This window comes from uncultured Mycobacterium sp. (genome assembly GCF_964249325.1).
GTDB lineage: Bacteria > Actinomycetota > Actinomycetes > Mycobacteriales > Mycobacteriaceae > Mycobacterium.
In genome coordinates, this window is sequence record NZ_CAXUCH010000110.1 from 1 (window position 1) to 13896 (window position 13896).

Here is a 13896-nt window from a genome sequence, read left to right on the forward strand (position 1 = left end):
GCCATGGTCGAGGAATCCATCGAAGCCGCCAACTTCGCCAGCCATGAGCATCCCAGCCGGGTCATCGTGATGATCACCGGTGACCGCGACGTGCCCGACGCCCGGCTTGACGCGCAGTTGCGTGCCGGTGGCGATAGCGGCGCCGGCGAGGTGGTAGTGCTGAGGTTGTCGGGTCCGCTCGCCGATCACACCGGCAGTGTGGTCGTGCCCTTTCTGCTGCCCGACATCCCGGTGGTCGCGTGGTGGCCCGACATCGCCCCGGCCGTCCCCGCACAAGATCCCCTGGGCCAGTTGGCTATTCGGCGCATCACCGATGCGACCAACGGTGTCAACCCGCTGTCGGCGATCAAGAGCCGGCTGCCCGGATACACCCCAGGCGACACCGACCTGGCCTGGAGCCGGATCACCTATTGGCGCGCCTTGCTGGCATCGGCGATCGACCAGCCTCCACACGAGCCGATCACCTCTGCGCTGGTTTCGGGATTGAAGACGGAGCCAGCCCTGGACGTCCTGGCGGGCTGGCTGGCCAGCAGGATCGACGGGCCGGTGCGCCGCGCGGTAGGCGAGCTCAAGGTCGAGCTGGTCCGTCCGACCGAGACGGTGACGCTGAGCCGACCGCAAGAAGGATTGACGGCGACGCTCAGTCGCACAGCCAAGCCGGATGCGCTGGTTCCCCTGCCCCGCAGGGAAACCCGTGAATGCCTTGCCGAAGACCTGCGCCGGCTGGATCCGGACGTGATTTACCTCGAGGCGCTGGAAGGTATTAGTCGGGTGGAGTACGTATGAACCGAGTCGTCGAAACCTATCCCGACAGTGAGGCGCTGGCGGCGGCGGCCTGCGAGCGGCTGATCGGCGCCATCGACGCAGCCGTGGCGGCCCGCGGTCAGGCGCTGATCGTGTTGACCGGCGGCGGCAACGGCAACCGGTTGCTGAGCAAGCTCAGCGACCAGGGCCAGCGAATCGACTGGTCGAAGCTCCACCTGTTCTGGGGCGACGAGCGCTATGTCCCCCAGGACGACGACGACCGCAACGACAAGCAGGCTCGTGCCGCCCTGCTGGACCACATCGACATCCCGGCGCGCAATGTGCACCCGATGCCGGCCAGCGACGGCGAATTCGGCGACGACATCGATGCCGCCGCACTGGCCTACGAGCAGGTCCTCGCGGCCTACGCGCAGCCGGGCGACCCGGCACCCGATTTCGACGTGCACCTATTGGGCGTCGGACCTGAGGGCCACATCAACTCGCTGTTCCCCGATACCCCTGCGGTGCGCGAGACCACCAGGCTGGTGGTGGGCGTCACCGATTCACCGAAACCCCCGCCGCAGCGAATCACCTTGACATTGCCCGCCCTTCAGCGCTCCCGCGAAGTCTGGACGATGGTCTCGGGGTCGGAGAAGGCCGACGCGGTGGCCGCCGCCCTCGGCGGCGCCGATCCGGTGTCGGTGCCGGCCGCGGGAGCAGTCGGGCGGGAGAACACGGTCTGGCTGCTCGACACGCAGGCCGCGGCCAAGCTCTCTGGCTGACGTCCTGCCAACGGCCTCTGTCGGCACAGGGCGTCTTCGTCCAGGTTCTCGCCTTCTGCGCAGTTCATCCTCGCCGAGCGTCATAATGACCGTCATGGCAGACAAATCGGGCCGCACCGGCTCCGAGCGGCAGCGGCTGAAGACCCTCGCACAGGCCGCGTTGAACGCCGACCTCACGGTGCAACAGCTCGAGAGCGTGCTGGCCGACATGAATACGTCGCTGTCCGGCCTCAACACTGCCCTGGACACCTTCGAGAACAGCCTGGAACACCTGAACACCACACTGGGCAAGCTCGACGAACTCGCGCCCAGGCTCGGCGGCGTGGTCGACCGGATGGAAGCGATCGTCGAGAGGGTCGAGCACATCGTCGACTTGACCGAGGCGGTGATGTCACCGTTGTCGGCGACCGAGCACGCGCTGCGCGGCGTCATCAACGCCTTGCGGAACCGCACGGTGCGGTAAACCGCCGACTCAGGCAGTCGGTGAGCGAATCTCTCGGCGCCACTCAAGTAATCCGGCCGGGAACGTAAGTCGCCTCGCATCGGATTGCCCCCGACGTCGTTGCTAGCCGCTGTTGCGCAGCGCGCTCGCCAATCCGTTCATCGTCAAGAGGATTCCGCGCTGCACCAGTTCGTCGTCGTCACCGCAGCGGTAGCGCCGCAGCAGCTCGACCTGAAGGTGGTTCAGCGGCTCCAGGTACGGGAAGCGGTTGAACACCGAGCGCGCCAGCGCCGGATTGTCAGCCAGCAGGTCGTCTTGGCGAGTGATCAACCTATGCAGGGTGATGGTGCGCCGATGTTCGTCGACGATTTTGTCAAATACCCGGCGCCGCAACGACTCATCGGGCACGAGTTCAGCATACCGGGCTGCCAGTCCCAGGTCGGTCTTGGCCAGCACCTGCGCCATGTTAGACAGCACGGTACGAAAGAACGGCCATCGTCGGTACAAGTCGTGCAGAACCTCCAGCCGGGCTTTCCCGTTGTCCGGACCCTCGGCCACCCACTGCTCGAACGCCGAGCCGGTGCCATACCAGCCGGGCAGCATCACCCGACACTGACTCCACGCCAGCACCCATGGGATGGCGCGCAAATCCGCGATCGACGTGGTGGGTTTGCGCGATGTCGGCCGGCTGCCGATGTTCAGCGACCCGATCTCACTGACCGGGGTGGAGGCCAGAAAATAGTCGACGAAACCCGATGTCTGATGGACTAATTCGGCATAGGCACGTTGCGCTCGCGCGGCCAGGTCGTCGAGCACCTCATAGGCCCGGGCCGCGTCGTCTCCGAGGCCCTCCACGTCGAGCAGCGTCGCCTCCAAGGTGGCGGCCACCAACGTCTCCAGGTTGCGGCGGGCCAGCTCGGCTTCGGCGTATTTGGCGGCGATGACCTCGCCCTGCTCGGTGAGGCGCAGTGACCCGTTCACCGCGCCCGGCGGCTGGGCGAGGATGGCCTCATAGCTGGGCCCACCGCCGCGGCCGACGGTACCGCCGCGACCGTGAAAGAGCCGCAACCGAATTCCGGTTTTGCGGGCCGTCTCCACCAGCGCGAGCTCTGCTCGGTACACCGCCCAGTTCGACGCCAGATAGCCGCCGTCCTTGTTGGAGTCGGAGTAGCCGAGCATCACCTCCTGGCTTTCGCCGCGAGCCCGGACCAGCGCCCGGTAGAGCGGAAGATCCAGCATCGCGTGCAGAATCGACGCCCCGTTGTAGAGATCGTCGATGGTCTCGAACAGCGGGACGATGCCCACCGGGCAATACGGCCGCGCCCCGGACGCATCAATGAGACCAACCTCTTTCAGCAGGATCGCCGGCTCTAGGACATCCGACACCGAGCGGCACATCGAGACGACGTAGTTGGGCACCGCCTGCGGCCCGTACACCTCGACCGCGCGGGCAGCGGCCGCGACGATGTCGAGCTCCCGCCTGGCCAGCTCGGTAAGTTGGGCCCGGTCACGCAGCAGCGGCCGGCGGGTGCCGAGTTCGCCGGCCAGCAGCGCGACCCGCTGATCTTCGGGCAGCGAGGAGTAGTCCGGGTGCACGCCGGCCCAGGCCAGCAGCTCGGCCACCACTTCTTCGTGGACGTCGGAGTTCTGCCGCAGGTCCAGGCCGCACAGGTGAAAACCGAAGACGTGTACGGCTTCCCGTAACGCGGCCAGCCGGTCGTCGGCGAGCAGCGCGCTGCCGTGGCGGCGCAGCGAAGCATCGATGGTCTCGAGATCGGCCCGCAACTCCCCCGGAGCCACATATCGGGGTAAGCCCAGGTCGAGCTGCTGGGCCGGCTGACGGTCCAGGATCGCGGCCGCGGTCTTAGTGAGCCGCGCGCGGATCACCCGCAACGCTCGCCGGTAGGGTTCGTCGGCGCGGGCCTGTTCGTGGCAGGCGTCGGCGAGCGCGGCCAGTTCTGGGCTGATGGTAACCAGCCGCGCCGACATCGACAGCTCCTGTTCCAGCGCGGTCAGCTCGGCGAAATAGTGCGCCAGCGCGGTGTAGGCCGCGCTGCCGGTGGCCAGCCGGACCACGTCGGCGGTCACGTTCGGGTTGCCGTCGCGATCACCGCCGATCCAGCAGCCCGGCCGCAGGATGGGCTCGCAGAGCAGGTTCGCGTCGGGCCAGCGAGCACGCAGCGCCTCGCGCACTTCAGCGTTGATCTTCGGGATGACGTCGAAAAATGCGGCCGGGTAGTAGCGCAGGCCGACTTCGATCTCGTCGGAGATCTGCAGCCGCGACAGCCGGACCAGCGCGGTTTGCCACAGCGTCAGTACCTGGCGGCGCAACTCCGGTTCGATGGCGCGTCCGTCGTCGGTCTCCGTACGTCCTGCAGCGTGCAGCCGCATCAACTCGGTGATCCGGTGCTGGGTGGCGAAGACCGTGCGACGCCGCGTCTCGGTCGGGTGCGCGGTGATGACCGGCGACACCAACGCGTCGGCCAAGGCGGCGTCAACCGTGGCCGAATCCAGCTCGGCCGCATCGAGTTTGCGATACGTATCGGCCAAGCTGCTGTCCTGCGGCGGCTCACCGGCGGCGATGTGGATGGCGCGGCGCCGCTCACGGTGGATGTCCTCGGCCACATTGGCCAGCAGCGCGAAATGAGTGAAGGCCCGGATCACCGGGATGGCCAGGTGGATGTCGAGACCTGAGAACATCCGGGCCAGGTCGGCGCGCTCGATCTCCGAGCGCCGCAGCCGGAACGACTCCACCCGAGCACGCTCGACGAGCTCGAATACCTCGTCGCCGTTCTGATCGCGCACGGTGTCGCCGAGTATCGCCCCGAGCAGCCGGATATCCTCGCGCATCGGCTCGGTGGCTTCGCGGCCCACCCGCGTGCGTTGGACGGCGCCGACCGGCTCGAGCGCAGCGTCGGAGACCTCAGCCATGCGTTCCAGTGTGAGGCTGACTGCGCGGGCTCGCCCGTTATCGGTACTTGATCAGCAGGGCCATCCCGATGATGGATACCAGCCAGATGCCGGTGACGAAATAGGTCAGCCGGTCCAGGTTTTTCTCGACGACCGTCGACCCGGACAGGCTCGATTGCACGCCCCCGCCGAACAGTGTCGACAGGCCCCCACCCTTGGCGCGGTGCAGCAGCACCAGCAGTACCACCAGCACGCTGGTGACCACCAGAGTGATCTGCAGGGCCAACTCCATGGCCGCCACCTTACCGGGTGCGGTTCGAGCGGCCGCAATCGACGTTGCCGGCCCGATACGCGGCCAGGAAGACACGGGCCGCGGCGCGGGCGTGGTCGCGCGGTTCGATCCTGGCCAGCGTGTGGGAACCGCCATAGAACAGCGCATGGTCGAGCGGCTTACCCACCACCAGAAATGCGAAATGCTCGGCAGCCGAGCCCTTTACGGGAACATCTAGTAGACCACGCTCATTGAGGTGGCCGAAGGTGTCGGCGAGCACCGACAGTGTGCGAGCGGGTGCACGTTGGTAATAGACGTCGGCCAGCTCCGGCAGCCGGTTGGCTTCGGCGATCACCAACCGTCGCAGCTGCACAACCGGTTCGGCTAACACGGCGTGCAGGTAGTCCACCGCCAGCTCGACGAGGTCCGATTCCAGATCCTTGGTGTGCGCCAATGCAGCGATTCGCTCGATCACCGGGCCGGCGATCCTGTCAAGTACGGCAGAGACAATGGTAAAGAGCAATTGCTGCTTGTCACCGAACTGCTTGTAGACCGTCTGCTTGGACACCTGCGCCCGAGCCGCGATCTGGTCGACGCTGGTGCCCTGGAAGCCCTGGCTGAGAAACAGCTCCTGGCCGGCGGCCAGGATGGTTTGCCGCTTGCGCTCAGTGCGGCTGTCCGCGGACGGCGTCATATGAATCTCCTGGGCAGTACTAGACAGTCTAGTTCCGCTTTAAGTACTGTACCGTCTAGTTCCCATGAAAGGACACCTTCGGCATGACGACCAAACCCTGCCCGCCGCTTGAAGACCGAATCACCAAGTCGTTGCTGGGTTATGGAGTCATCGCCGGACCCGTCTACCTGATCGTGGTTGCGCTTCAGGCCGTCACCCGGGAAGGCTTCGATCCGGCACGGCATGACGCGAGTTTGTTGTCCAATGGCAGCCTTGGCTGGATCCAGATCGCGAACTTCGTAGTGACGGGCGTTATGACGATCGCCGCGGGCGTGGGGGTGCGTCGTGCGCTGGGGACGGGCGCCGCCGCGACGTGGAGTGGTTGGCTAGTCGTGGGCTACGGGGTGGGAATCGTTGCCGCCGGATTATTTCGCGCCGATCCGTCGCTCGGCTTTCCGCCGGGCACGCCAGCCGGACGAGGCTCGGTGAGCTGGCATGGAATGCTGCATTTGGTCTCGGCCAGTGCGGGATTCCTGTGCTTGATCGCGGCGTGCTTCGTGGTGGCGAGCTGGTTTTCCCGGGACGGTAGGCGCGGTTGGGCGTGGTATTCGCGGCTCACCGGCGCAGCGTTCGCCGCCGGATTCGCCGCGATCGCCTCGGGCTCCAGCAGCCCGGTTGTGGTGGTGGTGTTCAGCGTCTCGGTCGTGATCGCCTGGGCATGGTTGACGGCGATCTCAGTCAAGCTCTACCGAAACGTCGCTAAGGCAGCGGTCCCCCAGCCGCGATAGCGCACAGCTTGGCGAACTCCTCCCCGTCCAGCGACGCACCACCGACCAGGGCGCCGTCGACGTCGTCGCAGGCGATGATGTCGCCGATGTTTTTTGCGTTGACCGAGCCGCCGTAGAGCACCCGCACCGTGTCGGCGATCTGCGGGGAGGCCAGCGCGCCCAGTTCCTTGCGAATCGCCGCGCACACTTCCTGCGCGTCGGCGGCGCTGGCCACCCTCCCGGTCCCGATGGCCCACACCGGCTCGTAAGCGATGACGACCGTGGCGATCTGGTCGGCGGAGAGCCCCGCAAGCGAGCCGCGCAGCTGCTCGACGTTGTGGGTCACGTGGTCGCCGGCTTCGCGGACCTCCAGGTGTTCGCCGATGCACACGATGGGTGTCAGCCCGTGTTTCAGCGCGGCCGAGGCTTTGGCGGCCACCAGCGGGTCGTCCTCGTTGTGGTAGGTGCGCCGCTCGGAGTGCCCGACGACGACGTAGGTGCAGCCCAGCTTGGCGAGAAACGCGCCGCTGATGTCGCCGGTGTAGGCGCCGGAGTCGTGTGGCGAGAGGTCCTGGCCGCCGTAGGTCAGCCGCAGTTTGTCGCCGTCGACCAGGGTTTGCACGCTGCGCAGATCGGTGAACGGCGGCAGCGCCGCGACGTCGACCTTGTCGTAGTACTTGTCCGGCAGCGAGAACGCGATCTTTTGCACCAGCGCGATCGCCTCGAAGTGGTTGAGGTTCATCTTCCAATTGCCGGCGATCAGCGGCTTGCGGCTCATCTGGCTCCTTCCCGTCAGGTGTTCAACACCGCTAGGCCGGGCAGTTCTTTGCCCTCCAGGTATTCCAGCGACGCGCCGCCGCCGGTGGAGATGTGCGACACCGCGCCCTCCGGAAGGTTGAGCCCGCGCACCGCGGCCGCCGAATCACCGCCGCCGACCACGCTGAACGCGCCCTTGGCGGTGGCGGCGACGATTGCTTCGGCCACACCTTTGGTGCCTGCGGCGAACGCGGGGAATTCGAATACGCCCATCGGGCCGTTCCAGAAGATTGTCCGGGCGTTGGAGAGCAGCGTGGTGAACCGGATGACCGATCCAGGCCCGATGTCCAGACCCATCTTGTCGTCCGGAATCGCATCGGCTGCAACGACTTTCGACGGGGAATCCGCGGCGAATCTGTCCGCCACGACGATGTCCACGGGCAGGCGGATCACGTCGGCGTAGGTTTCGCACATCCTGCGACAGGTATCGACCATCTCGGGCTGAACCAGCGAAGTGCCGACCGATAGTCCATGGGCGGCAAGGAATGTAAAGCACATGCCGCCGCCGATCACGATGCTGTCGGCCTTGGTCGCCAGCTTTTCGATCACGCCGAGCTTGTCGGACACCTTCGCCCCGCCGAGTACCACGGCGTACGGTCGTTCGGTCGAGCTGGTCAGCTGCTCGAGCACTTTGACTTCGGCGGCCACGAGTGTGCCGGCGTAGTGCGGTAGCAGTGTTGCGACGTCGTAGACCGATGCCTGCTTGCGGTGCACAACCCCGAACCCGTCGGATACGAAAGCGCCGCGGTCTCCGACCAGTTCGGCTAGTTGGCGGGCCAGCGCCAGGCGCTCGCCGTCGTCCTTGCTGGTTTCCCGGGGGTCGAAGCGAACGTTCTCCAGCAGCAGCACGTCACCGTCGCTCAGTGCTTGGGCACGGGCGACCGCGTCGCTACCCACGACGTCGCGGGCCAGCTGGACGTGTTGGCTGAGCTGCTCGCCCAGCGCAGCCGCGACCGGCGCCAGCGACAGCTTCGGGTCGGGGCCGTCCTTGGGGCGACCTAGGTGGGCGGTGACGACCACTTTGGCGCCCGCGTCGACCAGTGCCTTCAGCGTCGGCACGGAGGCGGTGATGCGGCCCGGGTCGGTGATGGTCCCGTTGTCGAGCGGGACGTTCAGGTCGGAACGCACAAGGACTCCGCGGCCCGAGACTCCTTCTGCAAGAAGGTCTTCGAGCGTCTTGATGGCCACGGCTTACAGCGACTTGCCGACCAGGGCGACCAGATCGACGAGGCGGTTGGAGTAGCCCCATTCGTTGTCGTACCAGGACACCACTTTGGCTTGGTTGTCGATGACCTTGGTCAGCCCAGCGTCGAAGATCGAGCTGTGCGGGTCGGTGACGATGTCGGTGGACACGATCGGCGCGTCGTAATACTTGAGGATTCCCTTGAGCCGGCCCTCCGCAGCGGCCTTGAATGCGGCGTTGATCTCCTCGACGCTGGCCGGCTTTGACAGGTCAGCGGTCAGGTCGGTCACCGAGCCGGTCGGGATCGGCACCCGCAGTGCATATCCGTCGAGCTTGCCGTTGAGCTCGGGCATCACCAGCCCGATCGCCTTGGCGGCGCCGGTCGAGGTGGGAACGATGTTCAGCCCGGCGGCGCGAGCCCGGCGCAGGTCTTTGTGCGGCCCGTCTTGCAGGTTCTGGTCCTGGGTGTAGGCGTGGATCGTGGTCATCAGGCCTTTGACGATGCCGAATTCGTCGTTGAGCACTTTGGCCAGCGGCGCAAGGCAGTTCGTGGTGCACGAGGCGTTGGAGATGATGTGCTGGCTGCCGTCGTACTTGTCGTCGTTGACGCCGAGCACGATGGTGATGTCGGGATCGGTGGCCGGAGCGGAGATGACGACCTTCTTGGCGCCGGCTTCCAGGTGGCCCTTGGCCTTGGCGGCGTTGGTGAAAAGCCCGGTGGACTCCACGACGACGTCTACGCCCAGATCACGCCACGGCATGGCGGCCGGGCCTTCGCGGACCTCGAGCGCTTTGATCTTGGAGCTGCCGACGACGATGGTGTCCTCGCCTTCCAGGCCCACGTCTTGGGGCAGCCGGCCCAGGATCGAGTCGAATTTCAGCAGGTGCGCCAGCGTGGCGTTGTCGGTGATGTCGTTGACGGCCACTACTTCGACATCGGTGATGCCCTGCTTCTGCTGCGCGAGTAGGGCCCGATAGAAGTTGCGTCCAATTCGACCGAAGCCGTTGATGCCTACTCGGACCGTCACGTGGATCTCTCCTTAGTCGCTGGTGGTCTACCCGCGCCAGCCTAGTCCGGCGACGATGCGGGCCCGGAAGGGCCCGCAGAGGAGCCGGACCATCCGCACCGCGAACCCGGTGGACGGGCGCTGAGCCGCTACTTTGCCGTGCGAAGGCGGCGCAACGCAGATTCGGCAGCGTGATAGCCGCACAGCCCGTGTACACCGGCGCCCGGTGGCGTGGATTGCGAGCACAGGTAGACGCCGGGCACACCAGTGAAATAGGGATCGACCGCCACCCGCGGCCGGAAAAGTATTTGCAGGCCGTCGTTGGCGCCGCCGATGATGTCGCCGCCGATGAAGTTCGCGTTGTAGGCCTGCAGCTGCGCGGGTGACTTGCTGACCGTCGCGACAATGCGGTCACGAAATCCGGGGGCGAACCGCTCGATTTGGTCGACCACCGCGTCGGTGGCATCGCCGTCGTAGCCGAAGGGCACATGCGCGTAAGCCCAGATCGGGTTGATGTTCCCGCTGGAGCGCGACGGGTCGGCCCGGTACTGCTGCCCGACCAGCACAAAAGGGCGCCTGGGCATCTGGCCTTTGGCGCGCTCGAGTTCGGTCTGCGCGATTTCGCCGAACGTCCCACCCAGGTGGACGCTGCCCGCGCGGCTGCAGGCGGGGTCGGTCCACGGGATATCGCCGTCGATGGCGAAGTCGACCTTGAACGCCGATGAGCCTTCGCGGTAGCGCTGATACGAGCGCTTGATGCGGGCGGGCATGAGGTCGCCGTAAATCGACAGCGCCGCAGCGGGACTCAGGTCGAGCATCACGATATCGGCGTCGGGGATGTCGGTGCGGCTGCTGACGGTGACGCCGGTTGCGATCACCCCGCCGTACTCGCCGAGCGCGGTCGCCGCGGCCGCGATGAGGAACCCTGAGCCGCCTTGCGCGACGGGCCATCCGTAGCGGTGTCCGCTGGCCAGGATCATCAGTCCCAGTGACGCGGTCAGCGGTCGGTCTAGCCGGGTATAGACGTGTGCGGCCGCCCCGCCGAACAAGGCGCGGGCCTTCTCGGTGCGAAACCACCGCGCCATTACCGTGGCCGGCAACACGGCACGGGGCCCGAACCCGGCGAGCCGGATCGGGTGCCGCGGAACACCTAGAACGGGCCGCAGCAGATCGCGTGAGAGCTCGTCGAAACCGGCTGCCAGGTCGCTCACCGCGCGCCGCCAGCGCGGCCCGTCGGACCCCAGACCGGCGGCAGTCTGATCGATCGACCGATACAGCACCCCGGCGGTGCCGTCGTCGAGCGGGTGCGCGCAGTCGATCTCCGGCCACCGCCAGGTGAGCCCGCGGCGTTCGAGGTCGATCTGCTGCCAAAACGGTGAACCCACCGCCAGTGGGTGAAATGCCGAGCAGTGGTCGTGGATGACGCCGGGCAGGGTCAGCTCGCCCGACCGCGCGCCCCCGCCGATCCTGTCAGCCGCCTCCAGTACCTGCACGCCGACGCCGTGGCGCGCGAGGTTGATTGCGGCGGCCAAACCGTTGGGTCCTGCGCCGATGACGACGGCGGTGGTCACTGCGACGGGTGCGCGGCGTCGGTGTGGTGCTTAGTGGGGTGAACGGGGATCTGGTCACCGGGCTCCGGCCACGGCTGGTGGGTCAGCATGTCTTCGACTGTGACATATCCCTCTTCGATCACTCCGGTCTTGGCGTCGACGATGCGGTACCACTGCCTTTGTGTCTGGATCGGCTGGCCTTCCAGGATGATGACTCGTACGTCGCCCTCCTCGAAGTGGCAGCGCCGCTGCACCGCCTCCAGCAGTTGCTCGTTGTGCAGGTGGCCTTCGCCGAAGTTCCAGCCGATGAGCGGCCCAGCGACGATTTCGCCTTCCCGGATGGCGTAGTCGGCTTCGTTCTCGATAGCGCGGGAAAGCAGCCCGTTGAGTGCCCGGCCGTGCAGGTGCATGGCCCGGAACGCTCCCGGGACCTTGTCGGCCATGAGTTCCGCGGTCGCCGGGCCGTAGAGTTTCACCAACTGGTTGACCACGAGCGGCGAGCTTTTGACGACGTTCGCTTCGATCTTGTCCTCGGCCCCCGGACGGAAGCACCACAGGCTGGTGGCCCAGTTACCGGCATAGTAGCGCATTGCCGGAAGGAACGAAATCTGTTGGGGGAACATGTTTCCTGCGATCAGGGCGGTAGCAATGACGATGACCAGCAGGGCCAGCAGCAGCGGCGAGTTGAGGTCGTAGACCGTGATGGAGCCGTAGTGCCCGAATAGGTAGAACAGCGAGAAGATGAAGAATACGTTCCACTCCAGCGGGACTCCCATCGGGAGGTTGGAGATGATGTTGAGGTGGAAGATCACCATGAACCCGATGAGGAACCACCGCCACGGTTGACCGCCGGCGAGAAAAACCAGCACTCCCGGGACGATGAATTCGGCTGTGGTGCCGCCAACGTGGGCCATGAATTTCGGCAACCAGGACGGGCGCAGGTCATTGACCGGGTCACGGTAGAGCATGTGCTTGAACCAGCGGAACATTTTGGGGCGAAGTAGCGCGTTGTTGCTGGTCATCACCGCCACCACGTACGGGAAGTGGTGGTTGAGCTTGGATGTCGCTGCGCCCCACCACAATCCGAGCATGATGATCTTGAAAGCCGCGATCTCGTCGATGAACGGAAAGAAGAACACGAACAGCTTCAGCCAGTAGTGTTCGGCACGAGCGGCCAGGAAGATGGTTTTGTCGCGCAGCCCGAGCACCGCCAGCGCGACGATGATCGGCACAACCAGCATCGGGTCGACCAGTCCGACATCGCCGCTGCCGGTGACCGGGCCGCCGTGGCCGGGTGACAGCAGCGCCCAGACCCCGGATACCAGCACCACGGCATACAGCGCGACGTCGACCACGGTGCGAGTGTCGCCCGCGGTGAGCGGAACCTTCCCAGGCCACGGTGGCAAGCGAATCGTGTTAGGCCGCAACCAGTAAAGAAACCCACCGATCGGCGGCCAGAACCTCCCCGTCAGCGGGCCGGATCCGCAGCCCAAGCCGAGCACCTCGAACAGCAGGGTGAAGACAATGACCTTCTGGTACACGATCGGCTGCGTCCACCATTCGCCGATGTGACCGAGGCCGCCCAGACCGGGTGTCAGCGAAATGATCGCGGCGGGGGCGGCGATGTACACGGCGATCTTGAGCAGGTAGAGCAGGTAGACCGCATACGGAGTGCCGAAGCCGTGTTCGGCCCAATGGCGGCTGCAGGCTTGGACCCGGGTGCTCCACGGCAGGGTGCGCCAGGTGTCAGGGTCGACGTCCGGAACCGACGGTGTGATGAATCCCATGACGGCCTCGTTTCCGTGAAAAGCGGAGTCTATCGCCAAATCACTTGGCGGATATGGCGAATCACCATCGCAGATCCTGATCGGCCAGCCCTGTGGATAACCGGCTTGCGCGTCGGCAGGCGAGTATACTCGCACATCCGTTCGATACGCGGGTGTATCCGCTGGCCCTCGGCGGTGTTGGTGAGGCGGCCGCGATGGCTGATCTGGGCCCATCGGCCCTGGTGGCAGCGGTCGGGTCGTCGTATCGGCTGGAGTCCATGCTGGTGGCGCGGCGGTTGGCCGCGGTGGCGGCGCTGCTGCGGCACCGCATGGCAGCAGCCCAGCAAGCCGACGCCGAGCGTGGGTATGCGGCGGTCGACGGCTTCGAGCAGAGCACGGCCGAGGTCGCCGCCGCGATGAACCTGTCCCCGATGGGGCCAGTTATCTGGTGTCGCATGCCGAAGCGCTTGATACGCGCCTGCCCAAGGTGGCCGCGCTGTTGGCTGAGGGCCGAACGGATTGGCGCACAGTCCGATTGATCATCAGCCGCACCGATCTGGTGACCGACACCGAGCTGATCGCCAAGCTGGATGAGTCGCTGGCGGCGCGTATCGGCAAGTGGCACAGCTGGTCGCGGCAGCGCATCGTCAACGCTGTGGATGCTGCGGTGCGCCTCGCCGATCCCGATGCCGCGCGTGAACGCCGACAGCCAGCCGAAGACAACCGCCACATCGGAACCGCAGCGTTAGACGACGGGATGGCAGAGATCTACGGCACCGTCGCGGCGTCGACAGCCACGGCGTTCGACCGGCGGCTGTCGGAGTTCGCTAAGCAGCTGTGCCCGTCGGACCCGCGAACGCTGGATCAGCGCCGCGCCGACGCGTTGGCCGCGTTGACCGCCGCCTGGCATGCACCTGCGGAAAGCCCCAGTGTCCGATCCGCGACGACCATGCCGAGCATGATCGCGATCCGGGCGGTGCACAAG

Annotated in this window: 14 protein-coding genes; 6 read left to right on the forward strand and 8 right to left on the reverse strand. The window is 66.2% G+C overall.

Going from position 1 to position 13896, the window contains the following annotated elements; genetic code table 11:
- The 3 genes from opcA to ACFE99_RS14630 all read left to right on the forward strand — a co-directional run.
- A partial coding sequence (opcA, locus tag ACFE99_RS14620) for a glucose-6-phosphate dehydrogenase assembly protein OpcA (RefSeq protein ID WP_375486451.1) occupies positions 1 to 786 on the forward strand: 786 nt, incomplete at its 5' end.
- The gene (gene pgl, locus ACFE99_RS14625; RefSeq protein WP_375486453.1) at positions 783 to 1526 is read left to right on the forward strand and encodes a 6-phosphogluconolactonase; all 744 of its coding nucleotides are present in this window, start codon (positions 783 to 785) and stop codon (positions 1524 to 1526) included. The genes opcA and pgl, both read left to right, overlap by 4 nt.
- An 85-nt stretch (positions 1527 to 1611) precedes the next feature.
- Complete coding sequence (locus tag ACFE99_RS14630) at positions 1612 to 1989, forward strand: ATPase (protein ID WP_375486455.1); 378 nt, start codon at positions 1612 to 1614, stop codon at positions 1987 to 1989.
- Positions 1990 to 2091: 102 nt separating this feature from the next.
- Here the strand turns inward: ACFE99_RS14630 and ppc are convergent, their stop codons facing one another.
- Genes ppc through ACFE99_RS14645 form a run of 3 tightly spaced genes read right to left on the reverse strand, consistent with a single transcriptional unit; the run spans position 2092 to position 5843 of the window.
- On the reverse strand, positions 2092 to 4899 hold the full coding sequence (gene ppc, locus ACFE99_RS14635; protein ID WP_375486457.1) for a phosphoenolpyruvate carboxylase: 2808 nt from the start codon (positions 4897 to 4899) through the stop codon (positions 2092 to 2094).
- Positions 4900 to 4936: 37 nt separating this feature from the next.
- Positions 4937 to 5170, reverse strand: coding sequence for a preprotein translocase subunit SecG (gene secG, locus ACFE99_RS14640; protein ID WP_375486459.1), 234 nt, complete (start codon positions 5168 to 5170; stop codon positions 4937 to 4939).
- A gap of 10 nt (positions 5171 to 5180) precedes the next feature.
- The gene (locus ACFE99_RS14645; RefSeq protein WP_375486461.1) at positions 5181 to 5843 is read right to left on the reverse strand and encodes a TetR/AcrR family transcriptional regulator; all 663 of its coding nucleotides are present in this window, start codon (positions 5841 to 5843) and stop codon (positions 5181 to 5183) included.
- Between the two features lie 83 nt (positions 5844 to 5926).
- Here ACFE99_RS14645 and ACFE99_RS14650 point away from each other — a divergent pair, with 83 nt between their 5' ends.
- Positions 5927 to 6610, forward strand: a complete 684-nt coding sequence (locus tag ACFE99_RS14650) for a DUF998 domain-containing protein (protein WP_375486463.1) — start codon at positions 5927 to 5929, stop codon at positions 6608 to 6610.
- On the opposite strand, the gene tpiA is transcribed toward ACFE99_RS14650, so the two are convergent.
- From tpiA to ACFE99_RS14675, 5 genes are all read right to left on the reverse strand, one after another.
- Positions 6582 to 7367, reverse strand: a complete 786-nt coding sequence (gene tpiA, locus ACFE99_RS14655; RefSeq protein ID WP_375486465.1) for a triose-phosphate isomerase — start codon at positions 7365 to 7367, stop codon at positions 6582 to 6584. The genes ACFE99_RS14650 and tpiA overlap by 29 nt on opposite strands.
- A 14-nt stretch (positions 7368 to 7381) precedes the next feature.
- Positions 7382 to 8593 (reverse strand): phosphoglycerate kinase, encoded by a 1212-nt coding sequence (locus tag ACFE99_RS14660; RefSeq protein ID WP_375486467.1) that lies wholly within the window; start codon positions 8591 to 8593, stop codon positions 7382 to 7384.
- Between the two features lie 3 nt (positions 8594 to 8596).
- Positions 8597 to 9616, reverse strand: a complete 1020-nt coding sequence (gene gap / locus ACFE99_RS14665; protein ID WP_375486469.1) for a type I glyceraldehyde-3-phosphate dehydrogenase — start codon at positions 9614 to 9616, stop codon at positions 8597 to 8599.
- A gap of 128 nt (positions 9617 to 9744) precedes the next feature.
- Entirely contained in the window at positions 9745 to 11166 is a 1422-nt protein-coding gene (locus tag ACFE99_RS14670) for a phytoene desaturase family protein (RefSeq protein WP_375486471.1), read from the reverse strand.
- Complete coding sequence (locus tag ACFE99_RS14675; RefSeq protein WP_375486473.1) at positions 11163 to 12932, reverse strand: DUF3556 domain-containing protein; 1770 nt, start codon at positions 12930 to 12932, stop codon at positions 11163 to 11165. The genes ACFE99_RS14670 and ACFE99_RS14675 overlap by 4 nt, the downstream gene beginning before the upstream one ends.
- A gap of 152 nt (positions 12933 to 13084) precedes the next feature.
- Here ACFE99_RS14675 and ACFE99_RS14680 point away from each other — a divergent pair, with 152 nt between their 5' ends.
- Both ACFE99_RS14680 and ACFE99_RS14685 read left to right on the forward strand, forming a co-directional pair.
- Positions 13085 to 13450 (forward strand): DUF222 domain-containing protein, encoded by a 366-nt coding sequence (locus ACFE99_RS14680; RefSeq protein WP_375486475.1) that lies wholly within the window; start codon positions 13085 to 13087, stop codon positions 13448 to 13450.
- The coding region (locus ACFE99_RS14685; protein WP_375486477.1) for a DUF222 domain-containing protein at positions 13399 to 13896 on the forward strand (498 nt) is incomplete at its 3' end. The genes ACFE99_RS14680 and ACFE99_RS14685, both read left to right, overlap by 52 nt.